This window comes from Azospirillaceae bacterium, assembly GCA_028283825.1.
GTDB lineage: Bacteria > Pseudomonadota > Alphaproteobacteria > Azospirillales > Azospirillaceae > Nitrospirillum.
Window position 1 is genome coordinate 517,497 of record JAPWJW010000003.1, and the last position, 26,453, is coordinate 543,949.

General features: G+C 67.5%; 23 protein-coding genes. 14 read left to right on the top strand and 9 right to left on the bottom strand.

Going from position 1 to position 26,453, the window contains the following annotated elements:
• The 10 genes from ntrC (at window position 1) to PW843_14415 (ending at window position 12,594) form a co-directional block, all read left to right on the top strand.
• Window positions 1-1,449, top strand: a complete 1,449-nt coding sequence (ntrC, locus tag PW843_14370; GenBank protein MDE1147783.1) for a nitrogen regulation protein NR(I) — start codon at window positions 1-3, stop codon at window positions 1,447-1,449.
• A 318-nt stretch (window positions 1,450-1,767) separates the two neighbouring features.
• Window positions 1,768-4,089 carry a PAS domain-containing sensor histidine kinase gene (locus PW843_14375; GenBank protein ID MDE1147784.1) on the top strand — a complete coding sequence of 774 codons (2,322 nt, stop codon included), beginning with the start codon at window positions 1,768-1,770 and terminating at the stop codon, window positions 4,087-4,089.
• Window positions 4,090-4,145: 56 nt separating this feature from the next.
• Entirely contained in the window at window positions 4,146-5,549 is a 1,404-nt protein-coding gene (locus PW843_14380; protein MDE1147785.1) for a sigma-54 dependent transcriptional regulator, read from the top strand.
• Window positions 5,550-5,613: 64 nt separating this feature from the next.
• Window positions 5,614-6,495 carry a D-amino-acid transaminase gene (locus PW843_14385; GenBank protein MDE1147786.1) on the top strand — a complete coding sequence of 294 codons (882 nt, stop codon included), beginning with the start codon at window positions 5,614-5,616 and terminating at the stop codon, window positions 6,493-6,495.
• Between the two features lie 8 nt (window positions 6,496-6,503).
• The gene (locus PW843_14390; GenBank protein MDE1147787.1) at window positions 6,504-7,178 is read left to right on the top strand and encodes an HAD family hydrolase; all 675 of its coding nucleotides are present in this window, start codon (window positions 6,504-6,506) and stop codon (window positions 7,176-7,178) included.
• Between the two features lie 149 nt (window positions 7,179-7,327).
• Window positions 7,328-7,576 (top strand): RNA chaperone Hfq, encoded by a 249-nt coding sequence (gene hfq, locus PW843_14395; protein MDE1147788.1) that lies wholly within the window; start codon window positions 7,328-7,330, stop codon window positions 7,574-7,576.
• A gap of 139 nt (window positions 7,577-7,715) precedes the next feature.
• Window positions 7,716-9,032 (top strand): GTPase HflX, encoded by a 1,317-nt coding sequence (gene hflX, locus PW843_14400; GenBank protein MDE1147789.1) that lies wholly within the window; start codon window positions 7,716-7,718, stop codon window positions 9,030-9,032.
• A gap of 279 nt (window positions 9,033-9,311) precedes the next feature.
• Complete coding sequence (locus PW843_14405) at window positions 9,312-9,599, top strand: co-chaperone GroES (protein ID MDE1147790.1); 288 nt, start codon at window positions 9,312-9,314, stop codon at window positions 9,597-9,599.
• 157 nt (window positions 9,600-9,756) lie between these two features.
• A complete protein-coding gene (gene groL / locus PW843_14410; protein ID MDE1147791.1) occupies window positions 9,757-11,415 on the top strand; it encodes a chaperonin GroEL in 1,659 nt (552 codons plus the stop codon).
• A 327-nt stretch (window positions 11,416-11,742) separates the two neighbouring features.
• Complete coding sequence (locus PW843_14415) at window positions 11,743-12,594, top strand: inositol monophosphatase (GenBank protein MDE1147792.1); 852 nt, start codon at window positions 11,743-11,745, stop codon at window positions 12,592-12,594.
• Between the two features lie 256 nt (window positions 12,595-12,850).
• Here PW843_14415 and PW843_14420 read toward each other — a convergent pair whose 3' ends face one another.
• On the bottom strand, window positions 12,851-13,102 hold the full coding sequence (locus tag PW843_14420; GenBank protein ID MDE1147793.1) for a type II toxin-antitoxin system ParD family antitoxin: 252 nt from the start codon (window positions 13,100-13,102) through the stop codon (window positions 12,851-12,853).
• A gap of 125 nt (window positions 13,103-13,227) precedes the next feature.
• On the opposite strand from PW843_14420, the gene PW843_14425 reads away from it, so the two are divergent.
• Both PW843_14425 and PW843_14430 read left to right on the top strand, forming a co-directional pair.
• The gene (locus PW843_14425) at window positions 13,228-14,241 is read left to right on the top strand and encodes a hypothetical protein (GenBank protein ID MDE1147794.1); all 1,014 of its coding nucleotides are present in this window, start codon (window positions 13,228-13,230) and stop codon (window positions 14,239-14,241) included.
• A gap of 55 nt (window positions 14,242-14,296) precedes the next feature.
• The gene (locus PW843_14430) at window positions 14,297-16,696 is read left to right on the top strand and encodes a DPP IV N-terminal domain-containing protein (protein ID MDE1147795.1); all 2,400 of its coding nucleotides are present in this window, start codon (window positions 14,297-14,299) and stop codon (window positions 16,694-16,696) included.
• Here the strand turns inward: PW843_14430 and PW843_14435 are convergent.
• The 4 genes from PW843_14435 to PW843_14450 form a co-directional block, all read right to left on the bottom strand.
• The gene (locus PW843_14435) at window positions 16,683-17,462 is read right to left on the bottom strand and encodes an SDR family NAD(P)-dependent oxidoreductase (protein ID MDE1147796.1); all 780 of its coding nucleotides are present in this window, start codon (window positions 17,460-17,462) and stop codon (window positions 16,683-16,685) included. The genes PW843_14430 and PW843_14435 overlap by 14 nt on opposite strands.
• Window positions 17,463-17,511: 49 nt before the next feature.
• Window positions 17,512-18,345, bottom strand: a complete 834-nt coding sequence (gene mazG, locus PW843_14440; protein ID MDE1147797.1) for a nucleoside triphosphate pyrophosphohydrolase — start codon at window positions 18,343-18,345, stop codon at window positions 17,512-17,514.
• Between the two features lie 102 nt (window positions 18,346-18,447).
• Window positions 18,448-19,287, bottom strand: a complete 840-nt coding sequence (locus PW843_14445; protein ID MDE1147798.1) for a 2-oxoglutarate and iron-dependent oxygenase domain-containing protein — start codon at window positions 19,285-19,287, stop codon at window positions 18,448-18,450.
• Window positions 19,288-19,519: 232 nt separating this feature from the next.
• Window positions 19,520-19,876: a TfoX/Sxy family protein gene (locus PW843_14450; GenBank protein ID MDE1147799.1), complete on the bottom strand. Its 357-nt coding sequence runs from the start codon at window positions 19,874-19,876 to the stop codon at window positions 19,520-19,522.
• Between the two features lie 98 nt (window positions 19,877-19,974).
• On the opposite strand from PW843_14450, the gene PW843_14455 reads away from it, so the two are divergent.
• On the top strand, window positions 19,975-20,412 hold the full coding sequence (locus PW843_14455) for an EamA family transporter (protein MDE1147800.1): 438 nt from the start codon (window positions 19,975-19,977) through the stop codon (window positions 20,410-20,412).
• Between the two features lie 117 nt (window positions 20,413-20,529).
• Entirely contained in the window at window positions 20,530-21,798 is a 1,269-nt protein-coding gene (locus tag PW843_14460; GenBank protein ID MDE1147801.1) for a hypothetical protein, read from the top strand.
• Here the strand turns inward: PW843_14460 and PW843_14465 are convergent.
• The 4 genes from PW843_14465 to PW843_14480 all read right to left on the bottom strand — a co-directional run bounded on the left by PW843_14465 (window position 21,795) and on the right by PW843_14480 (window position 26,452).
• Window positions 21,795-22,163: a nuclear transport factor 2 family protein gene (locus PW843_14465; GenBank protein ID MDE1147802.1), complete on the bottom strand. Its 369-nt coding sequence runs from the start codon at window positions 22,161-22,163 to the stop codon at window positions 21,795-21,797. The two genes, PW843_14460 and PW843_14465, sit on opposite strands and share 4 nt — an antisense overlap.
• A 115-nt stretch (window positions 22,164-22,278) precedes the next feature.
• Entirely contained in the window at window positions 22,279-22,872 is a 594-nt protein-coding gene (locus PW843_14470) for a YdeI family protein (protein ID MDE1147803.1), read from the bottom strand.
• A gap of 42 nt (window positions 22,873-22,914) precedes the next feature.
• Window positions 22,915-23,916, bottom strand: a complete 1,002-nt coding sequence (locus PW843_14475; GenBank protein MDE1147804.1) for a transglutaminase family protein — start codon at window positions 23,914-23,916, stop codon at window positions 22,915-22,917.
• Window positions 23,894-26,452, bottom strand: coding sequence for a circularly permuted type 2 ATP-grasp protein (locus tag PW843_14480; GenBank protein ID MDE1147805.1), 2,559 nt, complete (start codon window positions 26,450-26,452; stop codon window positions 23,894-23,896). The genes PW843_14475 and PW843_14480 overlap by 23 nt, the downstream gene beginning before the upstream one ends.
• Window position 26,453: the final 1 nt, after the last annotated feature.

Genomic DNA, 26,453 nt, shown 5'->3' on the forward strand with positions numbered 1-26,453 from the left:
ATGGGTCCATCCACCATCCTTGTCGCCGACGACGACAGGGCCATCCGCACCGTCCTGAACCAGGCCCTGTTGCGCCTGGGGCATGACGTGCGGGTGACCGGCAACGCCGCGACCCTGTGGCGCTGGGTCCAGGATGGGGAGGGGGATCTGGTCATCACCGACGTGGTGATGCCGGATGAGAACGGCCTGGACCTGCTGCCGCGCATCAAGAAGCTGCGGCCTGAGCTGCGCGTCATCGTCATGAGCGCGCAGAACACCCTGCTGACGGCCGTGAAGGCGGCGGAACGCGGCGCCTTCGACTATCTGCCCAAGCCCTTCGACCTGAAGGATCTGATGGGCATGGTGGAACGCGCCCTGTCCGCGCCCCAGCCCACGCCGGCCAATGCTGCCACCGCCCCGCAGGCGGAGGAGGAGGCGTTGCCCCTCATCGGCCGGTCGGCGGCCATGCAGGAAATCTACCGGGTGCTGGCCCGCCTGATGGGCACGGACCTGACGGTGATGATCACCGGCGAGTCGGGCACCGGCAAGGAACTGGTGGCCCGTGCCCTGCACGATTACGGCAAGCGGCGCAACGGCCCCTTCCTGGCGGTCAACATGGCCGCCATCCCGCGCGAACTGATCGAGTCCGAGCTGTTCGGCCATGAGAAGGGCGCCTTCACCGGTGCCACCATGCGCTCCACCGGCCGGTTCGAGCAGGCGCAGGGCGGCACCCTGTTCCTGGATGAGATCGGCGACATGCCGCTGGATGCCCAGACCCGTCTGCTGCGCGTGCTGCAGGAGGGGGAGTACACCACCGTCGGCGGCCGTACGCCCATCAAGACGGACGTACGCATCGTCGCCGCCACCCACCGCGACCTGCGCACCCTGATCCGCCAGGGCCAGTTCCGCGAGGATCTGTTCTATCGCCTGAACGTGGTGCCCATCCGCCTGCCGCCGCTGCGGGAGCGGACGGAGGATATCCCGGCGCTGGCCCGTCATTTCTTCGGCTTGGTGCACCAGCAGGGCCTGCCGCTGAAAAGCATGGACAACGCGGCGCTGGAACGGCTGCGCCGCCACCGCTGGCCCGGCAACGTGCGTGAGCTGGAGAACATGGTGCGGCGCCTGGCCGCCCTGTACACCCAGGAAGTCATCGGCATTGACGTCATTGAGCAGGAACTGGCCGATTTCGCGCCCGCCGCCGCCCCGGCGGAGGAACCGCAGAACGAAGGCCTGGGGGCCGCCGTCGAACGCCACCTGAAGGACTATTTCGCCGCCCACAAGGACGGCGTGCCGGCCGCTGGCCTGTACGACCGCGTGTTGCGCGAGGTGGAGCGGCCCTTGCTGTCGCTGTCGTTGATCGCCACGCGCGGCAACCAGATCAAGGCGGCGCACATGCTGGGATTGAACCGCAACACCCTGCGCAAGAAAATCAGGGACCTGGATATCCAGGTGGTCCGCGGCCTTAAGTAGCAGGCGGAAATTAGCCGTCCGACAGGTGGATGGATGGCTGGTATCCCACGTGGCATTCTGGTAACAGAGGTGGGCGCCCGGGCCACATGACCCTTATCCGGGCGGCGTTTGCCTCGTTCGCGGGGCGTCGTCGTTCGGTGGGATGTCTGCCCGGCATCGCCCCTGATCAGGTTCCTTCGCGGGGCCTGGGAAGGGGTGGTGAAATGCCGCGCGAACCACCGGCCTGGCAGGAACCGTGCATCGTTTCGCCTTCTTCGCGGTCATCGATTTTCGTACCGATCCGGCGCCCCCCGGCGTGGTGTCTGGTGGAGCGGCGTCATGACGACGGCCCCTCCGGCACTGTTGACGCCGCTGCCCCCGCAGGCGCCGCGCGACAGCTGGTGGCGCCGCCTCTATGTGTGGGCGTCGCGTTATGGCCTGGGCAACAAGCTGGCCGTGGCCGTGGCCATCGCCGCCGTGCTGTCGGGCTTCGCGACCTACGCCGCCCTGACCCAGCAGCCCCCCTTCGGCAACAATGCCAATACGGTCAGCCTGTTGCTGACCCTGGACGGCGCCCTGCTGCTGATGCTGCTGGCCCTGATGGCCCGGCGCATCGTCGGCCTGTGGATCGAGCGGCGGCGCGGCCTGGCCGGATCCCGCCTGCATGTGCGGCTGGTGGCGGTGTTCAGCCTGCTGGCCGTGCTGCCCGCCATCGTCATGGCGACGTTCTCCGCCTTTTTCTTCTATCTGGGTGTCCAGTCCTGGTTCAGCGACCGGGTGCGCACGGCGGTCAATGAAAGCCTGGTGGTCGCCCGGGCCTATCTGGATGAGCACAAGGTCGCCATCCGCAACGACGCCTCCTGGGTGGCCAACGACCTGTTCCGCCTGGGGCCGCTGATCACGCTGGACCCGCTGTACCTCTATTCCTTCCTGCGCAACGAGTCGTTCCAGCGCTCGTTCACCGAGGCGGTGATCTTCGACGGGCAGGGGCGGCAATACGGCAGCTATACCCTGGGTTCCGTCTTCCAACTGGACGCCTTCCCCAAGGAGCGGATGGAGAACGCGCGCAAGGGCGACGTGGACGTCGAGTTCAATGAGCAGGACAAGCGCGTCACGGCGCTGATCCGCCTGGATCCCGACTTCGACATCTTCCTGCTGCTGGGCCGCCCGGTGGAGGCCAAGGTGATGGAACACCTGACCTCCGCCCAGACGGCCGTGCATGAGTACACCGAGTTGGAGGGCCAGCGTTTCGGGTTGCAGACCCAGATGACGCTGATCTTCATCATCGTGTCGCTGCTGCTGCTGATGGTGGCCATCTGGGCCGGCCTGAACTTCGCCAACTCTCTGATCACGCCCATCAGCGCCCTGATCAACGCGGCGGAACGCATCCGCACCGGCGACCTGACGGCTCGGGTGCCGGAGGTCCTGCCGGGGCCGGAGGATGAGCTGACCTCCCTCAGCCGCGCCTTCAACCGCATGACCAGCCAGCTGTCGTCGCAGCGCAGCGACCTGGTGGAGGCCAACCGTCAGCTGGATTTGCGCCGCCGCTTCACCGAGGCGGTGCTGGCCGGCGTGTCCGCCGGCGTCATCGGCCTGGACGAACAGGGCTTCATCAACCTGCCCAACCAGTCAGCCGCCCTGCTGCTGGACATTCCGGACCTGCACGGGATGACCGGCCGGGACATCCTGGCGGTGGTGCCGGAACTGGAAGAGCTGATGAACGCCATCCGCCGCCGGCCGTCACGCCTGGTGGAGGCGCAGGTGCAGATCCGGCGCGGCAACAGCCAGCGCACCCTGCTGGTGCGCGTGGCCGCCGACACGTCGGGCAACGGCATCCGCGGTTTCGTCATCACCTTCGACGACGTGTCGGAACTGCTGTCGGCACAGCGCAAGGCCGCCTGGGCCGACGTGGCCCGCCGCATCGCGCATGAGATCAAGAACCCGCTGACCCCCATCCAGCTATCGGCCGAACGCCTGCGCCGCAAGTACCTGAAGGAAATCCAGAGCGATCCGGAAACCTTCAAGGCCATGACCGACACCATCGTGCGCCATGTCGATGACATCGGCCGCATGGTGGATGAGTTTTCGGCCTTCGCCCGCATGCCGACGCCGGTGATGAAGCCGCAGAACATCCAGGAACTGTGCCGCCAGGCCGTGTTCCTGCAAGCGACGGCCCAGACCGGCATCAAGTTCGAAAGCCTGTTGCCGCCTGATCGCATCGAGGTGGAATGCGACAGCCGCCAGATCTCCCAGGCGCTGACCAACCTGCTGAAGAACGCGATGGAGGCGATCGAGGGCCGGACGGAGGAAGATGCGGCCAACGGCCGTGATTCCGCGCCGGGCCACATCACCCTGAAGCTGGAAGGCGTGGAGGACCATGTCGTCCTGACCATCGCCGACAACGGCAAGGGCCTGCCGCATGAAGGGCGGGACCGCTTGACCGAGCCCTACGTCACCACCCGGGCCAAGGGCACGGGCCTGGGCTTGGCCATCGTGAAGAAGATCCTGGAAGACCACGGCGGCAGCCTGGGGCTGGATGACAACCCCGGGGGCGGTGCCCGGGTCACCCTGATCCTGCCGCTGGTCCAGGCACCGGCCCCGCAGGAGGGGGATGGTGGGGGTTCCACCACGCCGGTGCTGCTGGCCGGCAACAACGCGTGAGCGTTCGACTGAGGGGGCTTTTGCCCCGAAGGCTTTGACCTTGAAGGCGTTTGACTATGGCGCATGACATTCTGATCGTCGATGACGAGGCCGATATCCGGATGCTGATCGCCGGCATCCTGGAAGACGAGGGCATGAAGACCCGGGAGGCGGCGGACGCCGACCAGGCCCTGGCCGCCGTCGCCGCCCGCCGGCCCAGCCTGATCATCCTGGACATCTGGCTACAGGGCAGCCGCCTTGACGGCCTGCAGATCCTGGATGAGATGAAGCGCGACCATCCGGACGTGCCCATCGTCATGATCAGCGGCCACGGCACCATCGAGACCGCCGTGGCGGCCCTGAAGAAGGGCGCCTACGACTTCATCGAGAAGCCGTTCAAGTCCGACCGTCTGCTGCTGCTGGTGGAGCGCGCCGTCGAGGCGGCCCGCCTGCGCCGCGAGAATCGCGAACTGCGCCTACGCGCCGGCGGCGAGGTGGAACTGATCGGCCGCTCCCTGCTGGTCAACCAGTTGCGCCAGTCGCTGGACAAGGTGTCGCCCACCGGCAGCCGCGTCCTGGTCAGCGGCCCGCCGGGCAGCGGCAAGGAAATCGTGGCCCGCATCATCCATGAACATTCCCGCCGCGCCGACGGCCCCTTCGTGGCGCTGAACTGCGCCACCATGCGGCCCGACCGGCTGGAGGTGGAACTGTTCGGGACGGAGCATCCCATCGATGGCGCCGGCCGCAAGGTCGGCACCTTCGAGCAGGCACACGGCGGCACCCTGTTCCTGGATGAGGTGGCGGACATGCCGCTGGAAACCCAGGGCAAGATCGTCCGCGTGTTGCAGGAACAGACGTTCGAGCGCGTGGGCGGCAGCACGCGGGTGGAGGTGGACGTCCGCGTCATCGCCAGCACCAACCGCGACCTGGCCGCAGAGATCGAGGCCGGGCAGTTCCGCCAGGATTTGTACTACCGCCTGGCGGTGGTGCCGCTGAAGGTGCCGGCCCTGCGGGAGCGGCGGGAGGATATACCCCTGCTGGCGCGTTATTTCCTGCAACGCTCCGCCACCGCGTCGGGCCTGCCGCAGCGCATCCTGGGGGAGGACGCGATGGCCGCCTTGCAGGCCTATGAATGGCCGGGCAACGTGCGCCAGCTGCGCAACGTCATGGACTGGCTGCTGATCATGGTGCCGGGCGACCCAGATGAACCTATCCGCGCCGACATGCTGCCGCCGGAGATCGGCTCCATCACGCCCACGGTGCTGCGCTGGGAAAAGGGTGGGGAGATCATGTCCCTGCCGCTGCGCGACGCCCGCGAGGTGTTCGAGCGTGAGTACCTGCTGGCCCAGGTTACCCGTTTTGGCGGCAACATTTCCCGCACCGCGTCCTTCGTGGGCATGGAGCGCTCGGCCCTGCACCGCAAGCTGAAGTCGCTGGGCGTGCATGGCAATGAGCGCGGTGATGGAAAACTTGAGGAATGATCGGCAATAGACTGATTTAAAAACGTCTTCTGCCAATTCTTGAGACTTTAGGTGAGGTTCTTCCATGCCGCGGACAGCCTATGTCAACGGTCGCTACCTGCCGCATGGGCAGGCCCGGGTTCATATCGAGGACCGGGGGTTCCAGTTCGCCGACGGCGTCTATGAGGTGGTGTCCATCGTCAACGGCGTCTTCGCCGATGAGGACGGGCATCTGGCCCGCCTGTCCCGCTCCCTCAACGAACTGGACCTGCCCTGGCCCATGCATCCCATGAGCCTGCGCTTCGTCCTGCGCGAGGTGGCGCGGCGCAACCGCGTGCGCAACGGCCTGGTCTACATCCAGATCACCCGGGGTGAGGCGCCGCGCGATTTCCGCTTCCCGGCGGACCCGGCCCCCACCCTGGTGGTCACCTGCCGCTCCACCAAGTTCAGCGCGCCGCAGCATCTGGAAAAGGGCGTGTCGGTCATCACCATCCCCGACATCCGGTGGGCCCGGCGCGATATCAAGTCCGTCGCCCTGCTGCCCCAGGTGCTGGGCAAGCAGCAGGCGGCCGAGGCGGGCGCGTTCGAGGCCTGGCAGGTCGATCCCGACGGCACGGTGACGGAGGGTTGCTCCAGCAACGCCTGGATCGTCACCAAGGACGGCGTGCTGGTCACCCGGGCAGCCAGCCATCGCATCCTGAACGGCATCACCCGCCTGTCGTTGCTGGCTGAGGCCGAGGCCGCCGGCATTCCCTTCGAGGAACGTAGCTTCACGGTGGAGGAAGCCCTGACGGCGCGTGAGGCCTTCGTGTCCAGCGCCAGCACCTTCTGTGTGCCGGTGACCCGCATCGACGGCCGCCCGGTGGGTGACGGTGTGCCGGGCGCTTTGGCCAAGCGTCTCCGCGCGGCCTACCTGGCCCACGTCGGCGTGGCTGATCCCGTCCTTGGCCCGGTGACAAAGCTGTGACCGTGGCCGTGACCGATACCCTGGAGGCGCCGGCCTTCACCCTGCCCAAGGCGGTGCTGTTCGACTGGGACAACACGCTGGTGACCAACTGGCGCTGCGTCCATGCCGCCACCAACGCGGCGCTGGAGGCCTTCGACCTGCCCACCTGGACGCTGGAGGAAAGCTATACCCGCGTGCGCCAGAGCCTGCGCGACGCCTTCCCGGCGCTGTTCGGCGCGGGGTGGGAGCGGGCGCGCGACATCTTCTATGCCCATTTCGAGCAGAACCATCTGAACTTCCTGGACCCGCTGCCGGGTGGCGCCCGGCTGCTGGAGGCCCTGGCCGCGCGTGGCGTCTATATCGGCGTGGTCAGCAACAAGACCGGCCGTTTCCTGCGGGCGGAGGCCCAGGCGCTGGGCTGGGACCGCTGGTGCGGCGCCCTGGTGGGGGCCGGTGACGCTGCGGCGGACAAGCCCGATCCGGCGCCGGTGACGATGGCCCTGGCCCCGGCCGGCCTGGCGCCTGGGCCCGACATCTGGTTCGTGGGCGATGCCGACATCGACATGGAGTGCGCCCACCGCACGGGATGCGTACCGGTGATGGTGGGGGCCACCCCCCATGGCGAGGGCGCGCTCAGCGCATTCCCGCCCCGCCGGCGCTTCACCGGGTGCGACGAACTTTGCACCTTGGTGGATGGGCTCTAGCAACCCATATCATTTCCTGTGCTAGGATGGCGGACGCTCCGGGGATGTTCCCGGGGTCGCCGGCACTTTATACGCACGGTTCCATAAACCGCCGAAAAGGCAATCCCGGGCGCTCCCTAGAGGGCCCCAATAATCAAGCGAGGCATGCAATGTCCGAAAAATCGCAAAACGTTCAGGACGTGTTTCTGAACCACGTGCGTAAGAACAAGACCCCGGTTACGGTCTTCCTCGTCAACGGCGTGAAGCTGCAAGGCATCATCACCTGGTTCGACAATTTCTCGGTGCTGCTGCGCCGCGATGCCCATTCGCAGCTGGTTTACAAGCATGCGATTTCGACCGTGATGCCGGCCCATCCCATCCAGTTGTTCGAGACGGCCAAGGAAGGCGACCACGATTGATGTTCGTAAACAGTCGGCCGGCATGGACCGGCCGGTTGCCGGAGAGGGCGGGAACCCTGTGACGGATCATCCCGATATCCTCTCCGATGCGGAGAACGCCGGGGCGGCGCCGGTGGAGAAATCCGCCCGCCGCGCCCTGGTGGTTCATCCTGTCCTGCGTGAGGACCACGACGACCGGCGCAGCCCGGAGTCGCGGTTGGAGGAGGCGGTGGGTTTGACCGCCGCCATCGAGCTGGAGGTGGTGGCCGCCGAATGCGTGCGCGTCACCCGGCCCAAGCCGGCGACCCTGATGGGGGCCGGTTTCCTGGAAGAGGCGGCCAAGCGGATCGATGAGCTGGGCATTGGCCTGGTCGTCGTCGATCATGCCCTGTCGCCCATCCAGCAGCGCAACCTGGAACGCGATCTCAAGACCAAGGTCATCGACCGCACCGGCCTGATCCTGGAGATTTTCGGGGCGCGTGCGCGCACCCGGGAAGGCCAGCTTCAGGTGGAACTGGCGGCGCTGACCTATCAGCGCTCCCGCTTGGTCAGGTCCTGGACCCACTTGGAACGCCAGCGCGGCGGCTTCGGCTTCCTGGGCGGCCCTGGTGAAAGCCAGCTGGAAATGGATCGGCGCCTGATCGGCGACCGGATCATCAAGCTGAAGGCGGAACTGGAGGAGGTGCGGCGCACCCGTGGCCTGCACCGCAAGGCCCGCGAACGCGTGCCTTACCCGGTGGTGGCGCTGGTGGGCTACACCAACGCCGGCAAGTCCACGCTGTTCAACCGCATGGCCCGGGCGGACGTGTTCGCCAAGGACCAGCTGTTCGCCACGCTGGATCCGACCATGCGGTCCATCGTGCTGCCGTCGGGACGCAAGATCATCCTGTCGGACACGGTGGGTTTCATCTCGGACCTGCCCCACCATCTGGTGGAAGCCTTCCGCGCCACCTTGGAAGAGGTGCTGGCGGCCGACATCATCCTGCACGTGCGCGATGCCGCCCATCCGGACAGCGAAGCGCAGAAGCTGGACGTGGAAACGGTGCTGGGCGAATTGGGGATCGAGGCGGAGACCGACACCCGCGTGGTGGAGGTTTTGAACAAGATCGACAAGTTGCCACCGCTGGACCGCGATACCCTGCTGCGCCAGGCCCGCCGGCCGGACGGCCTGGTGGCCGTGTCGGCCCTGACGGGCGAGGGGCTGGAAAGCCTGTGCAACATCCTGGACCGCCGCATGGTGGCGGGCCGCGATGTCGTGCGGGCCAGCGTGCCCTTCGCCGATGGGGCAGCACTCGCCTGGCTGCACGCCAAGGGCGAGGTGGTGGAACGGGATGACGACGACGACAATGCCCACCTGACGGTGGCGCTGGAGCCGGCGGACGTGGCCCGCTTCCGCGACCGTTATCCGGACTATCCGCTGGTGGAAACCCCATCGGTGGCGGAACGTCCGGTTGCGGCGGCGCAGCACGCGTCCTGATCCCGATCGGGTTGATTTATGGAAGCGGGGCCTGGCCGGCACACGGTCAGGCCCCGTTTTTCTTGGGACGGATATGATCATTCCGATTCCGGAATGATGGCGTCGGGGGCTTGCTAGGAACTCTTTCGCCGATTTGTAGGGGCGGGATGGGGGATGGCCTATGCCGCCTGCGCCCGTATCCGTGCTTCCAGGGGATCGGGGCGCTGGAGTAAGGTGCGGCCCACCCGTCGCCGGGTCCGCCGAATAAAGGGCCCGGCGCTATTTGTGGAGGTTCGTCAAATGAGTTTCAGGCCCCTGCACGACCGTGTGGTGATCCGGCCCATCGAGCAGGATCAGAAGACCCCCGGCGGCATCCTCATCCCCGACACCGTCAAGGAAAAGCCCCAGCAGGGTGAAGTCCTGGCCGTGGGCAGCGGCGCCCGCAACGAGAAGGGCGAGATCGTCGCCCTGAGCGTCAAGGCCGGCGACAAGGTGCTGTACGGCAAGTGGTCCGGCACGGAAGCCAAGATCGACGGCAAGGACGTGCTGATCATGCGCGAGTCCGACCTGCTCGGTATTCTCGAATAAGAATAGTAGCGGCATGAGGAAAACCTCATGCCCTAGCCCGCGACTGCGGGCGCCGGAGGTTTCTGGGAAGCGTCAGCGGACCGGAAATCGAGGATAAGCCCAGGGCCCGGATGGGCCCGCCCGGCGCCTGAGGGAATACGAAAAAGGAATTAGGAAAATGGCTGCCAAGGACGTGAAGTTCAACACGGATGCCCGCGACCGCATGGTGCGCGGCGTGGACATCCTGGCCGACGCCGTGAAGGTGACCCTGGGCCCCAAGGGCCGCAACGTGGTCCTGGACAAGAGCTACGGCGCGCCGCGCATCACCAAGGACGGCGTCAGCGTCGCCAAGGAGATCGAGCTGGCCGACAAGTTCGAGAACATGGGCGCCCAGATGGTGCGCGAAGTGGCCTCGAAGACCAACGACGTCGCCGGTGACGGCACCACCACCGCCACCGTGCTGGCCCAGGCCATCGTGCGCGAGGGCGTGAAGGCCGTGGCCGCCGGCATGAACCCGATGGACGTGAAGCGCGGCATCGACGTCGCCGTCACCGCCATCGTGGAAGACCTGAAGGGCCAGTCCCGCAAGGTCTCCACCACCGGTGAGATCGCCCAGGTCGGCACCATCTCCGCCAACGGCGAGACCGAGATTGGCGAGATGATCGCCAAGGCGATGGACAAGGTCGGCAAGGAAGGCGTCATCACGGTTGAAGAGGCCAAGGGCTTCGACACCGAGCTGGAAGTCGTCGAGGGCATGCAGTTCGACCGCGGCTACCTGTCGCCGTACTTCGTGACCAACGCCGACAAGATGACGGTCGAGCTGGACAGCCCCTACATCCTGCTGCACGAGAAGAAGCTGTCGGGCCTGCAGGCCCTGCTGCCGGTGCTGGAAGCCGTGGTGCAGTCCAGCCGTCCGCTGCTGATCGTGTCGGAAGACGTGGAAGGCGAGGCGCTGGCCACGCTGGTGGTGAACAAGCTGCGCGGCGGCCTGAAGATCGCCGCCGTGAAGGCCCCGGGCTTCGGCGACCGCCGCAAGGCGATGCTGGAAGACATGGCCATCCTGACGGGCGGCCAGGTCATCTCTGAAGACCTGGGCATCAAGCTTGAGAACGTGTCGCTGGACATGCTGGGTACCGCCAAGAAGGTGGTGATCACGAAGGACGCGACCACGATTGTGGACGGTATCGGCGCCAAGGCCGACATCGAGGCGCGCATCGGCCAGATCAAGTCGCAGATCGAGGAGACCTCCTCCGACTACGACCGTGAGAAGCTGCAGGAGCGTCTGGCGAAGCTGGCGGGCGGCGTTGCCGTCATCCGCGTCGGTGGTGCCACCGAGGTCGAGGTGAAGGAACGCAAGGACCGCGTTGACGACGCCATGCACGCCACCCGCGCCGCGGTGGAAGAGGGCGTGGTCGCCGGCGGCGGCACCGCCCTGCTGCGTGCCACCCGCGTCCTGGCCGGCCTGAAGCCGGTCAATGACGAGCAGCGCGTGGGCATCGACATCGTCCGCAAGGCCTTGCAGGCCCCGGTGCGTCAGATCGCCTTCAACGCCGGTGTCGATGGTTCCATCGTCGTCGGCAAGTTGCTGGACAACGGCGACGCCGGCTTCGGCTACAACGCCCAGACCGGTGAGTTCGGCGACATGTTCGCGTTCGGCGTCATCGACCCCACCAAGGTCGTGCGCACCGCCCTGCAGCATGCGGCCTCCGTCTCCGGCCTGCTGATCACCACCGAAGCCATGGTCGCCGACCGGCCCGAGCCCAAGCCGGCCATGCCGGAAGGCGGCGGCATGGGCGGGATGGGTGGCATGGGCGGCATGGGTGGTATGGGCTTCTAAGCCCTTGCCCCCAGGACAGCCCAGCTTTCCTGGCCTTTGAGGAAGAAGGGATCGCCCCCAAAGGGCGGTCCCTTTTTTCTTTGTGGATCATACGCGCGGCCTTTGATCTTAAGCGATCAAAGGTCCCCTCACGCGCCGGGCGCCAGCATCCGCTGGCTTGGGCTTCCTCGCTCCGCCCTTCGGTACTCGCTCCGGGGCCGGCCGTCGCCGGCCTCCGGCGGCACGAGCCACTGTCTCGTGCCGCCGGTATTATTCACTTTATGGTTGGCGCCAAGGATTCTATTCCTAGGGGGCCCAATGCCGCCGCCAACCATAGCTGTGCCCCCAATGAGCCCGTTTGCGAGCCTGCCCGCTGCCCCCGTTGTCGATGCCGCCGCCGTCGATGCCGTCATCCGTGCTGTGGCGCGGGTGGAGATCCTGCCCCGTTTCCGCCACCTGGAAAGCGGGGACATCCGGGAAAAGGGGCCGGGCGACCTGGTGACCGTGGCGGATGAGGCCTCCGAACGTGCCCTGACCGCCCAGTTGACCGCCCTGCTGCCCGGCAGCACCGTGGTGGGTGAGGAAGCGGTCGCCGCCGACGCCGGCGTGCTGGACCGCTTGGCTGGTGACCAGCCCGTCTGGATCGTCGATCCCATCGACGGCACCGCCAATTTCGTGGCCGGCAATCCCCGCTTCGGCGTCATCGTCGCCCTGTCGGTGGGCGGGCACACAGTGGGCGGCTGGATCCACGACGCCGTGGGCGGCCGCACGGTGCGCGGTCTGAAGGGGCAGGGCGCCTGGCTGGTGGGGGCCGATGTCGAGGCGGCGGGCGAACGCTGCGTCGCCCTGCCGCCGGTGCCCGTTGCCCAGATGCGCGGCATCGCCAACATCCGCTTCTTCGATGGCGACATGCGCCGCCAGCTGACCCAGCGCCGCACCCTAGTGGCCGAGGCCTACACCCAGCGCTGTTCCGCCCACGATTACCTGGACCTGCTGACCGCCCAGTCGCACTTCAGCCTGAACCGGATGATCAAGCCCTGGGATCATGCCGCCGGATCGTTCCTGTTCACCGAGGCCGGCGGCTATGCCGCCAAGCTGGACGACACGCCCTATCGCCCCATCGACCGCGATGGCGGCCTGATGATGGCGCCGGACGCGGTGAGCTGGCGGGAACTGCACAGCGCGCTGTTCGATGCGTGACGGCTGCGGATGATATCGATTCCGTCTTTGGTTCGCCTATAGAATAGAAGGTGCGAACCGGATGCAAATTTATGGTAGCCCGGCTTTACATCATTACAGGCGCGACCAAGATGAGGGTGCGCGGCAATCGCTTCCACGTGATGCTGGATTTGCCGAACATATCGTAACGCTTGTTCCGTTCCCCAGCGGGTTTCCGTGTCTTGCCAGATACGGTCCAAGTCGATTTGTGCCCGGGGGGTGAGGCGAAAGCGGCCCGTCATCGTGCCGAGGCTGCGCCGGCTTGTTTCCGGGCAATGAAAGTATCGAAGTCGAAGTCCGTCGCGGGGCCGCTTTCCTCACCTTCGACAAGGGCCTGTCGAAGGGCGGCGAGCTTGGTTTCCTGCTCTTCCAGCAGACGCAGCCCAGCCCGAACGACGTCATCAGCGTCTTTGTAGCGGCCTTCGTTGATCTGCTCTTCGACGAACTTGGCAAAGTACTGGTCGAGGTTGACTGATGCGTGCTTGCCCATGGCGGCACCTCCTGTCTTTTAGGCTACCACAAGTTTCCGAACCAATGCAGCGCCGTGCTTTCTTCCAATCTGGATGGCGTCAGGTACTGATACTCTGGGCCCATTCCTGAACGGGAGCGATCACCATGCCGCTGACTTTCGCCCGGTCCCCACCTGATCTGGCCCTACGCCTCGGGCCGTTTTTCCTGATGGCCCTGGCGGGACTGGCGGTACGCACGCCCTGGATGGCCGAGCATCCGCGCCTGGCGGCGGCGCTGTTCCTCTGGATCGCCATGGACAGCCTGGCATCGGCGCAGGTCTTGGCGATGCGGGGCCAGGGGCGGGTGGTTGCCGCCCGTGCCGCGCTTGCGGGAATGGCGCTGGGCGCCGTCGCGGCGGTTGCCGGCATGACGCCGCCGTTGCGCACCATCCTGGTGGATATGCCCTGGGCCGTGGCGGCGCTCGCCCTGCTGGTCGGCGCCCATGTCGCCTGGGGGCTGATGGGCGCGCGGGCGGCTTGGGCCGGGGCGGGGGGCGACCGAAAGGCACGCATTACGGCGGCGCTGTCCTGCCTCATTCCCCAACCCTTGGCGCGCCTGGTGGTGGCGGAGGTGTCGCTGCTGCATCTGGCGCTGTTCCGCTGGGGCGGGGCGCCCGACGTGCCGGCGGGGCACCAGGCCCATACCTGCCATCGTGAGCTTTATCCCCTGCTGGGCGGCTTCATCGCCGTGCAGGTGATGGAGATGGCGGTGACCGACGTGGTGGTGGGGCTGCATCACCGCACGGCCGCCACCGCGCTGTTTGTGCTGGGTGACCTGGCCCTGGTCTACACCCTGGGCCTGATGAAAAGCCTACGGCAGCGGCCGGTGCTGCTGGGGCCGCGTGCCGTGCGCGTGCGTTTCGGCCTGCTGGTCGACCGGACCATCCCTTATGCCGATATCCAGGCGGTGCGCGTGGCCGCTGACGCGGTGCCTAAGCGTTCGCCCGCCAACCTCAGTCGTCTGGTGGCACCCAATGTGGTGCTGACCCTGCGGCGGCCACTGACCTGCCGGCGCTTCCTGCGGGCGGAGGTGAGGACGACGATGGTCGGGCTGTATGTGGATGAACCGGCGGCCTTCGTGCGCGCGCTGGATTGGCGCACCGCTCAAGAAACCACTTGAATTGTATATTGTATAAATCCGTAATGATGGCTGCCTTGATCTGGGGAGCCATCCTATGCGCCGTCGTTCCTTCCTTGCCGCCCTGCCTGCCGCCGCCGCGGTGGCCCATGCCGCCAGTGGTGCGGGGGCCGGCGTGGCTGAGGCGAGCGGCGTGGCGTTGCCCGTCGGCGCTGGCCCCGGTTCCATGCCGGCGGCGGGGCCCCAGCCGACGGCGGCGGATTACGACCGCGCGCTGTCCTTGCGTGAGCGCTGGATCGGCCTGACGGAGAATGTGGCCTGGCCCGCCAGTTGGGACGGGGCGGGGCGCTTTCACTACCGCAAGACGGTGCCGGGCGGCTTCCAGTTCACCATGGCCGACGCCGCCACCCTGGAAAAGCGCCCGGCCTTCGACCATGAGCGCCTGGCCGCCGAATTGAGCAAGGCGACGGGGGAGAGCTACACCGGCCTGAACCTGCCGTTCAGCGGCGTGCACCTCAGTGACGACGGCCAGACCCTGGCGTTCGAGTGGGATGAGGTGTCCTGGACCTGCCACCTGTCGGATTACAGCTGCACCCGGGACAAGTCCGATGATGGGCGCCAGCCGCGCGGCTTCGGCGTCGTGCGCGACCTGGCCATCCCGGCCGACAACAGCCCGAAGAAGTCCCCCGATGGCAAGTGGGAGGCCTTCGTCCAGAATTACAACCTCGTGGCCCGCCGGGTGAGTGAAGCGGCGCTGACCATCCTCAGCACCGACGGCAGCGAGGGTGATTTCTATGATCCGGAGACCATCGCCTGGTCGCCGGACTCGGCCAAGCTGATCGCCTACCGCGTGCGCCCCGGCTATCGGCGGGAGGTGCACCGGGTGCTGTCCTCGCCCAAGGACCAGATCCAGCCGGAAATGCGGGTGCAACTGTATCCCAAGCCGGGCGATGCCGTTGATCTGGAACAGCCGGTGCTGTTCCACGTCGCACCCGCGCGGCAGATGGTGGTGGGCGACGCCCTGTTCCCCAACACCTACCTGATGTCGGATTTCCAGTGGCGGGCCGACAGCGCCACGGTGACGTTCGAGTACACCCGGCGCGGCCACCAGATGGTGCGGCTGATCGAAATCGACGCCGCCACTGGCGCCGCGCGCGCCGTCATCACCGAGACGGCCGAGACCTTCGTCAACAACGAACGCCGTTTCCGCCACGATGTGAAGGACGGCGGGGCGGAGGTCATCTGGCTGTCGGAACGCGACGGCTGGTGCCACCTGTACCTGTTCGACGGCCGCACGGGCAAGGTGAAGACCCAGATCACCAAGGGTGAGTGGGTGGTGCGCCACGTCGCCAAGGTGGATGACGACAAGCGCCAGATCTATTTCGCCGCCAGCGGCATGCGCCCGGGGGAGGACCCCTACCTGCTGCACCACTACCGCGTCGATTTCGACGGCCGCAACCTGGTGCCGCTGACCACGGCCGACGCCTATCATGACGTGGCGCTGTCGCCGGACCTGAAATTCTACATCGACCTCTATTCCCGAACCGACCAGGCGCCGGTCATGGAACTGCGCCGCGTGGCCGACCGGTCGCTGGTGGCGGTGGTGGAGCAGGGCGACATCACCCGCCTGCTGGCGGCCGGGTTCCGCCCGCCGGAGGTGTTCAAGGCCAAGGGCCGCGACGGCAAGGCGGATATCTGGGGCGTCATCGTCCGCCCCCTGGGTTTCGACCCCAGCCGCCGCTATCCGGTGATCGAGAACATCTACGCCGGCCCGCACGACAGCTTCGTGCCCAAGACCTTCTGGCCCTTCGGCTACCATTCCGGCGGCGACAAGGTCATCGGCATGCAGGCCCAGGCGGAGATGGGCTTCATCGTCGCCCAGATCGACGGCATGGGCACCATGAACCGGTCCAAGGCCTTCCACGACGTCTGCTGGAAGAACCTGAAGGACTCAGGCTTCCCCGACCGCATCAAGTGGTGGCAGGCGGCATCCGCCCAGTACCCGCAGCTGGACATCAGCCGTGTCGGCATCTATGGCGGGTCGGCCGGCGGTCAAAGCTCTCTGGCGGCGCTGCTGTTCCAGCCGGATTTCTACAAGGCGGCGTTCTGCTACGCCGGCTGCCATGACAACCGCATGGACAAGATCAGCTGGAATGAACAGTGGATGGGCTGGCCAGTGGATGAGAGCTACGCCCGGTCATCCAACGTCGATAACGCCTGGCGCCTGAAGGGCCAGGTGGCCCTGGTGGTGGGCGAGCAGGATGAGAACGTGGACCCGGCCTCCACCGCCCAGGTGGTCAACGCCCTGATCAAGGCCGACAAGACCTTCGACCTGGTGGTGGCACCGGGGGAGGGCCATTCCGTCGGCCGCTCCACCGGTCCCATCCGCTACATGCTGCGCCGCCAGTACGGCTTTTTCCTGCAACATCTGGCGGCGGCCAACGCGCCGGACTGGAACGCCCTGTCCAACGCGACACCGCCCGTCAGTCCTTCTTAAAGCGATGGATGGCCAGGCCGGCCGGGGCCTGGACGGTGGGCATGATCTCCACCCGGTTGACGTTGAAGTGCGGCGGCAGGGTGGCGCACCAGAACACCGATTCCGCCACGTCCTCCGCCGTCAGGGGCGTGGTGTCGGCGTAGACCTTGCGGGCCTTCTCGGCGTCACCCTTGAAGCGCACCAGGCTGAAGTCCGTCTCCACCATGCCCGGTTCCACCGAGGTGACGCGCACGCCGGTACCTTGTAGGTCGGCGCGGATGCTGAGGCTGAACTGGGTGACGAAGGCCTTGGACGCGCAATAGACGTGGCCGCCGGGATAGGGGTAGCTGCCGGCGGTGGAACTGAGGTTGATGATGTGGCCGCGGCCGCGTTCCACCATGCCCGGCAGGATCAGGCCGGTCATGATGGCCAGCGCCTTGTCGTTGGTGTCGACCATGATCTCCCAGTCATCCAGGTTGGACTTCTGGGCGGGATCCTGGCCCAGGGCCAGGCCGGCGTTGTTGATCAGCAGGTCGATGTCGGCGAAGTCGGCCGGGATGCTGGCCACCGCCGCCTCCATCGCCTTGCGGTCGCGCACGTCGAACGACAGGGTATGGGTGGGCACGTCCAGGCTGTCGGCCAGGGCCTTCAGCTTTTCCGGGTTGCGGCCGGCCAGCACCAGGCGGGTGCCCAAGGCCGCGAAACGGCGGGCGAAGGCGCTGCCGAAGGCGCCGGTGGCGCCGGAGATCAGGGCGATGGCGGGGACATGGGGCGGGGCGTAACTCATGGCAACTGCCTCCTTGGTTTTGGTCGTGTTTTGAATGAAGTGGCGGCCGTCAGCCGCCGGTGCGCTCCAGCCCCTTGGCCTTCTGCCAAAGGGCCTCCATCTCGTCCAGGGTGGCTTCCGCCGGCCCGCGGCCTTCCTCGGCCAGCCAGGCTTCAATTTGGCGGAAGCGGCGTTCGAACTTGGCGTTGGTGCCGCGCAGCGCGGTCTCGGGATCGATGTCGAGATGGCGGGCCAGATTGGCCAGGGCGAAGGTCAGGTCGCCCAGCTCATCCTGCATGCGGGCCTGTTCCGGCACCGCGTGCTCCATCTCCACCCGCAACTCGCCGATCTCCTCCTCGATCTTGTCCAGGATCTCCTTGGCCTGGGTCCAGTCGAAGCCGACGCGGGCGGCCCGCTTCTGCAGCTTCACGGCGCGGGTCAATGCGGGCAGGCCGGTGATGACGCCTTCCAGGGCCGACGCCTTGGCGCCGCTGGCGGCGGCCTTGGCGGCGCGCTCGCCCGCCTTCTGGGTCTCCCAGCGCTGCACCTGGTCCACGGCGTCGGCCACCTCGTCCGGCTGCTCCCCGAACACATGGGGATGGCGGCGCACCATCTTGTCGTTCAGGGTGCCGACCACGTCGGCGAAGTTCCACAGGCCGCGCTCGCTGGCCATCTGGGCGTAGAACACCACCTGGAACAGCAGGTCGCCCAATTCCTCCTTCAGGGCGCCCATGTCGCCCAGCTGGATGGCGTCCGCCACCTCGTACGCTTCCTCGATGGTGTGGGGGGCGATGGTGGGGAAGTCCTGCTCCAGATCCCAGGGGCAGCCGCCGTTGGGGTCGCGCAGGCGGGCCATGATGCCCAGCAGGCGTTCAATGGGGGCGGCTGCGGAATGGTCGGTCATGAGGCTGTCCCGGAAATGCGAAAGGGGGGCCCCAAGCGGCCCCCCTTCCTTATACCGAACCCGCACGCCGGGGCCACCCGCCCCGACGCTTCGGCGGGCCAATTACTTCTTCAGGCCGATCTCACGCAGCCGCTGGTCCAGGTACTCACCGGCGGTGTAGGCGGCACTAAGGCGCACGTCCGGCCGGGGGTGCAGGAACATGGGCATGGAATAGCGCGAGACATTGTGCTCCGGCGGCGGGTTGACGACACGGTGGGTGGTCGCCGGGAAATAACCGCCCGACGCCTCCTTCAGCATGTCGCCGCCGTTGACGGCGATCATGCCGGCGTCACAGGGCACGGCGTGCCAGTTGCCGGCGGTGTCCTTGGCCTGCAGCCCGGGCTCGCTGCCCGTCACCAGCAGGGTGATCAGGTTGATGTCCTCATGCGCCGCCGCGCGCACGGCCCCGGGCTCGAACCCCTCGGCCAGCGGCGGGTAGTGCAGCACGCGGAACAGGCTCTGCGTGCTGCCGTCCATCATGGCGGGCAGGGGCACGGAGAATTGGGTCGCCACGGGTGTCGGGCTGTGCGTTTGGATCCAGCCGAGCAGGTCGGCGCCCAGCGCGATCAGGGCCGCGTACATGGCCTCCGTCGCCTCCTTCACGCCCGCCGGCAGCGGCCGGTTGGGATAGACGTGATAGAACTCCTTCAGGTCCTTGAGGGGGCTGCCCTTGGCGTTTTCCGAGCGGAAGGGGAAATAGCCGTCCTGCGTCTCGGGCGAGAACAGGTGATCCATCTTGGTCTCGGACGCGAAGAACGCGGCCCATTCGGCGTAGACGCGCTGGATCAGCGCCGGATCGATGGGGTGGTTGCGCAGCACGGCGAAGCCGGTCTCATGCATGGACCGGACGAATTCGGCCGGGGCCGTGGACTCGGTGTAATCAACGCTGGCGATATCGAACATGGGTGTTTCCCCGATGGCGTCCGGTGCCGCCCTCGCCATCGCGGGAAAGGGTGCCGTTTGCGGACGCGTTACATCCGCCCCCGGGCCGCGGGCCAGGGACTGTTTTTTAGGTCAAGGCCGGCCGCGGGCAGCCATGTCGCGTTGCGCTGGGACTAACAGCCCTGGCGCGCCCCCGTCAACCATGCAGATGCGGGAAGTGTTTCCGATTTTGCGGAGGATTATGGCGCACCCGTCATGCCATTTTCTTCGCCGCCTTCCTGGCCTCCGCCCTGGTCACGGCGTCTGCGGCGCGGATGATCCAGTCGCGCAAGGCCGGGGCCTCATCCAGCATGGCGTCGGGTACCACGACGTAGGTCTTGCTGACCGGCTGGCTGGGGTCGTATTGCAAGGCCTTGGCGCCGGGCAGGGCCAGCAGGGCCGCATGGTCCGCCCCCGCCAGCTTCAGCGCCAGCCCCACGTCGGACAAGGAGGCGAAGGGCTTGGCGCCCGCATAGGCCATGATGCCGCCGAACATGGGCTTGAACGCCAGTTCCAGGTCGGGTGTCGCGACCGCCATGATGGATGCCAGGTGTTTGGGATCGTGCGCCATTGTTTTTCCTTCGTTTTCCAATTGCCCGCTAACGTGAACTTTAGCGGCTAGCCCTGACAGGTCATGGCAGGATGGAAACGGCTTTGAAAGGTGCTTTCATGAATACCCCCGTGCTGACCTGGCAGATGTGGGCCGTGCTGTCGGCCGTGTTCGCGGCCATGACCGCCATCCTGGCCAAGGTGGGGGTGGCGGGGGTGAATTCTGACTTCGCCACCCTGGTGCGAACCATCGTCATCCTGCTGGCCATCGCGGCCTTGCTGCCCATCACCGGGCAGTGGCAGTCGCCGGCCGGCGTCTCGGGCCGCAGCTATCTGTTCCTGGTGCTGTCGGGCCTGGCCACCGGCGGATCCTGGCTGTGCTATTTCCGCGCCCTGAAGATGGGGGAGGCGGCGCGGGTGGCCCCCATCGACAAGATGAGCGTGGTGCTGGTGGCCCTGTTCGGCGTGCTGTTCCTGGGGGAACGCCTCAGCCTGCCCAACTGGCTGGGCGTGGCCTTCATCGCCGTGGGGGCCATCCTGGTGGCCTACCGCGGCTGACCCTATCCCGAAGGTTGGCCCGGCCATCTTCAAACCTTTGTTAAGGGGCGGCGGCCCATCCTGGTCCCGACAGGTACGCGGGGATCGGTTGTGTCGATGGACGGGTCGGGTCATCAGATGGGTTGCGGGGATGGGCGGTCCGGCGAACTGTTCGCGCAGGCCGCACCCAAGCTGCGCGCCATCTTCCAGGCCCAGGCCCAGGCGTGCGCCGGCAGCCTGCACATGGTCGGCCTGGAAAGCCTTCAGACCCGGCTGGGCGCCCGCTGGCCCAAGGTGGCGGAGCGCGTGCACGCCCTGGCGGAGCGCCTGCTGCCGCAGATGTTGAGCCCCAATGACGCCTGGTTCCGTTATGGCGAGGAGGGCTACATCGTCGTCTTCGCCCAGTTGGGCCGGACCGAGGCCGGGCTGATCTGCGCCAAGCTGGTGGAACAGTTGCAGCGCCTGCTGCTGGGCGATGCCGACACGGCGTCCGTCCGTGTCCAGTCCGCCGTGCAGGAGATCGGCGGTGAGGTGCTGTTCGAAAGCACCAGCCTGCGCGACATGCTGGCCAGTGCCGCCGCCTTGGCCGCGCACGGCGCCAGCGGGCAGGACGCCGTCGGTGCGAATGCCGAGAACGCCAACCCCTGGGGCAATTTCGCCCAGCATGAGGCGCCGGTGGAGGTGGTCTACCGCCCCATCTGGGACGTGCGCAAAGAGGTGCTGTCCATCTACCTGGCGCGTGCCATGCGCCCGCGCCGGGGGCGCCTGCCGGTCTGGGGCTATGACTGTGTCGCCAATTCCAGCGACGTGCAGCAGATCCTGGGCCTGGACCTGAACGTGCTGCGCCAGGCCATGGAGGTTTATGCCGAACTGTACCGCAATCAGTTCCGCTGTTTCCTGGCGGTGCCGGTGCATTTCGAGACCCTGGCCGGCCATGCCCGCCGGCGCGAATATCTGGCGGCGTTGCAGGCGATTCCGAAGGAACTGGTGGCCTTCCTGGCCTTTCAGGTGGTGGGGCTGCCGCATGGCATCCCGGCCGGCCGCGCGGCGGAGATCGTGACCTTCCTGAAGCAGTTCAGCCGGGTGGTCATCGCCGTGGTGGACAGTGGCGGCGATCTGGCCGTCCTGGCCGCGGCCGGCGTCTATATCGCCACCATGATGCTGCCCCCCGGTGCCGGCCCCAAGCGCTGGGGCCCCGACCTGTCGCGCTTCGCCCACGACGCGGTGAAGCTGCGCCTGCGCGCCGGGGTGGAGGGCGTGGACACACCGCTGATGGCCTCCTACGCCGACGGCGCCGGGTTCCATTACATGACGGGTGATTTCATCGGCACCTGGGCGGAAGTGCCGGAGAACGCCCTGCGCTTCACCCACGCCGACCTGCGCGCCCGCATGGTGGCGGCGGACTAGGAACCCTCCTGGTCCAGGAACACGTACAGGGCGGCGATCTTGCCATCGCGCACGATGATCAGGTCCAGGCCGGTATACTCCGGCTTTTCGCCGCGCGGTCCGGACCCCCAGGCCAGGCGGCCGGCATTGTGCAGGGCTTGTGGCGCGCCATGGGGCGTGTAGGCGAAGTGGGGGTGCGTGGCGCGCAGGTCGCCGGCGAACTTGTCCAGCGCGTCGCGGCCGACGATGATGCCGGGTGGGGCGTACAGGACGCAGTCTTCCGTATAAAGCGCGTTGATCGCCGCGCGGCGGCGGGCGGCGTCGCCCTCGCCAAAAACCTCCTGAAGGTTGCGGCGCAGCAGTTCGTGAATTCTGTCCGACATCATCGTCTCCCGGTGCTGGGTTGCTGGTGGGAGGACTTTCGGACAAGGACCGTCTTTCCGAAATGGCAATGATTGAAAGATATCATTGCGGATTTGGCGATATGACGGCGCGGGTGGATCAGTCATCCAGGCCCTTGCCCGCCAGGATGCGCGGCAGGTGTTTCTCGATGCGGGCAACCCGTGTCTTCGACTGTTTGGCCGCCGCGAAATGCAGGAGATAGGCGCGCTGGCGCCCGGGTGTCAGCGCCTCGAACGCGGCCTTGAGGTCGGAATCCGCATCCAACCGGGCCTGGAATTCCTCCGGTACCGCGAACTCACGGGTTTTCTTGAAATCCACTTCCAAACCGGCCTGTTCCACCGCGATGGCCTGGTGGATATAGGCCTTCACGGTGTCCGCCAGGGCCGTGATCTGGCCCAGGCTGGTGAAGCGCATCTGGCGGGCCGCCTGCACATTCTCCGTCTGCCGGACCAGAATGCCGTCCGGATCCGGAATCAGCGCACCCTTGAAGAACAGCAGGGCGCAGTAGTCCTTGAAGCCGTGGATGAGGACGACGTTGGCATCGTCGACGGTATAGCAGGGGTTGCCCCACTTGAAGCCTTCCGTCATTGGGCAATCGAGCGCGATGGCCCGTAGCGCGCGGAATTCCTCCCGCCATTTCCGGGCTTGGTCCAGATAGGCATCGACCTTGGGGTTGGTTTCGCCCGTGGCCATGATGATCCTCCCGCTTGATTTCTTATCGGTGCCGTGTTGGCGCTAGACCATTTCTTGTGACTGGCTTTGCGATTGGCTCTGCCCGCTATCGGCCACTGGCGGTTCCTCTTCGCCCTGTTCCTCCACATCCACGCTGACGTACAGGGCGTGGGCGTCGCCGCCCAGGATGACGCCGCTGAGGGGGCTGACGTCGTTATAATCGCGGCCGTAGGCCAGGGTGATGTGGTTCACGCCCGCCAGCGTGTCGTTGGTGGGGTCCATGTCGACCCAGCCGGCCGCCGCCCCGCACCAGACCTGTGCCCAGGCGTGGCTGGCGTCCGCCCCTTGCAGGCGCGGCTGGCCCGGCGGGGGCAGGGTGCGCAGATAACCGCTGACGTAGCGCGCCGGCAGGCCCAGGGCGCGCAAGGCGCCGATCATCAGGTGGGCGAAGTCCTGGCAGACGCCGCGTTTCAGGTCCAGCACCTCCAGCACCGGGGTGCTGACGGTGGTGGCGTCGGCGTCGAAGGTGAAGTCGGCGTGGATGCGGCTCATCAGGTCGTGGGCGCCCAAGCCCACGGGCCGGCCGGGCGGGAAACTGTCGGCGGCGAACGCCGCGAGGTCCGGGCTGGGCAGGCGCAGGCGGGGGGACGATTCCAGGAACTCCGCCACGTCCAGGAGGGCGGGCGCCTGGGCGGCCACATCTTCCCACGCCGGGCTGGCCGCCAGGTCGGGGGTGGGCCGGGGCAGGACGGCCACGTCCAAATCCACCGACACCGTCAGGTCCAGGTGCGGCGTGTCGATGGCCACATAGGTGACGGCGTTGCCCAGCCAATCCTGCCGGTCCACCGCCACGGCGGGCGCCGGCTCCACCGTCATGTCCAGCACCCGGCCGCGTTGCCGCGCATCCTGGCGCGGGCCCAGATGGGCGATCAGTTGCGAGGCCGCGACCGGCACCGTGTAGCTGTAGCGGGTGATGTGGCGGCAGCGATAGCGCACATGCGCCGGCGCCGCGTCCCCCTCCGCCGTTTCGGGGAACAGGGGATCAGGCGGCACGGGCATGGACATGGCTGAAATAGGCTTGCGACAGAAGGTTCGACATTTCCGGCAGCGCCCAGCCCAACTGGTGCAGCAGGGCGCCCAGGCGGCCCATGTCCTGCGTCAGGTCGGGATCGTGCGCACGATAGCGGGCCTGGCCCACCAGGTCGGACAGGCGGGACAGCGGGTCGCTGTCGCCGGCCGATAGCGCAGACAGGCCGGGCGGCAGCGACGGGGCGGGCAGGCGGCTGACCTGCCGGCGGATGGTTTCCAGCTGGAACAGCAGCGAATGCGGATGCTCCAGATCCGTCAACAGCAGGCTGAGGGCCGGTTCGCGCTGCACGCCCACGGGGAAACGCTCGCGATAGGCGGGGCCAGCCTCCGCCAGTTCCAGCAGCACTTCCAGCGTGGCCGCACCCACGCGCTCGGCCGTGATGGCGCCGGTTTGCAGGCGTTCCACCGCGTCGATGGCGCGCTCCATCCGGCGGCCCAGTACCAGGAAGCGCCAGCCGGCACCGCGCGGCATGCCGTCCAGTTCCAGGCCGGTCTGGGCGGCCAGCACCTGGCTGAACTCATCCAGCAGCAGGGGCAGGGCGGCGCGATCAGCCTTGGGCAGCGCCGTGGCCAGCGTGTCCAGCCGCCCCAGCACTTGGCGGGTGTCGGACGGCAGGCGGTCGCGCACGCTGCCCATGGCGCGGCGCAGACGCTGGGTGGTCGCCACCAGGCTGCCGGGGTTGGCGGGATCCACCGCGATTTCCAGTGCCTGGCGCATGCCGCGCAGGGCGTCGGAGGTCGGCATCTGGGCGATTTCCTGGGGAATCAGGGTCGCCCGGCCCATCAGGCGCAGCAGGGGGGCCAGTTCCTCACGCGCGGCCGGGCGGTTGCCGTCGGACAGGCGCAGGGCGGCGGCGCGCAGCATGCGCACGGACGCCGCCGCGCGCTCCGCATACCGCCCCACCCAGAACAGGTAGTCGGCGGCCCGGCTGGGCAGGTTGCCGGGCACGGGGCTGGGCTCGCGCGCGCCATCGGGTGCGGTGTTCAGGCGGCGGACGGTGCTCAAGGGTTCCGTCCCCACGATCCACAGATCCTTGGACCCGGCACCCTGTTGCAGGGAAATGGCGGCGTGACGCGCGTCGGCGCTGATGCGCACGAGGCCGCCGGGCATGACGGTCCAGCCGCCATCCTCACCCGCGCACAGGAAGGCGCGCACCACCAGCGGCCGCGCCTCCACCCGGCCATCGCGCCAGACGGGGGTGGTGGAGGGGGCGATGGGCGCCTGGCCGGCCCAGTCCTGTGGCCGGGCGCGGATGCGGTCGGCCAGCGCCGCGCGCGCCTCCTCGTCCAGGTCGGGCCCGTTGGCTACGCCGCCGGGCAGGCTGGAAAAGGCGGGGCGCACCACCAGATGGTCCAGGTGGGCCAGCAGGGTTTCCCGTTGCGCCGCGTCGCCGCCCCAGTAGGTGGGCACGTCGGGCAGCAGCAATTCCTCCCCCAGCAGGCGGCGGCACAGCGCCGGCATGCGCGACAGCAGCGCCATGCTTTCCGCCATGCCGGAGCCCAGGGCATTCACCACGGCGACGGTGCCGGCGCGCACCGCCTGCAACAGGCCAGGCACGCCCAGCGCGCTGTCCACCCTGAGTTCCAGGGGGTCGCAGAAGGCGTCGTCCACACGGTGCAGGATGACGTCCACCCGTTCCAGTCCCGCCAGGGTCTTCAGGTAGACGGCCTGGTCGCGCACCACCATGTCCGCGCCCTCCGCCAGGGTCATGCGCAGATGGCGGGCAAGGTAGGCGTGCTCGAAATACGCCTCGTTATAGGGGCCGGGGCTCAGCAGCACGGCGCGGGGATGGCCGTCCACGCCGGAACATTGCGGGGCGGCCCGCGCCAGCGAGGCGCGCAGCGTTTCAAAGAAGGGCGTCAGGCGATCGACGTTGCAGGCGCGGAACGGGTCGGCCAGCGTCTGGCTCATCACCGCGCGGTTTTCCAGGGCATAGCCGGCACCGGTCGGCGCCTCCGTCCGGCAGGTCAGGACCCGCCATTGCCCCTCGCCATCGCGCACCAGATCGGCCGCGAACAGCAGCAGGCGGCGGCCGCCCGGCACCGGCAGGCCCAGGCAGGGCCGCAGGTAACCGGGGTCGGCATAGACCAGGGCCGGCGGCACCGTGCCGTCGGCCAGCAGGGTGCGCGGACCGTAGAGGTCGTCCAGCGCCCTTTCCACCACCCGTGCCCGCTGCACCAGCCCGGCGGACAGCGCCTGCCACTCCGTCGCCGACAGCAGCAGCGGCACCGGATCCAGCGGCCAGGGGCGTTCCGTCCCCTGCGGATCGCGGTAGGAGTTGAAGGTGACGCCGTTCAGGAACAGGCGCTGACGCGCCGCCGCCCACTGCGCCGCCATCTGGTCGGGCGAAAACGGGCCGTGGGCGGCGAAGAAATGCTGCCATTGCGGACGCAATTGCCCCGTGCCGGTCACCATCTCATCAAAGACGGGGCCGATACCGTAACCGAGGTCGCCGGCATCGCTGAACAGCGAAGGCTGTTCCGGCGGCTTGTGGGGGGCGGGTTCAAGCAAT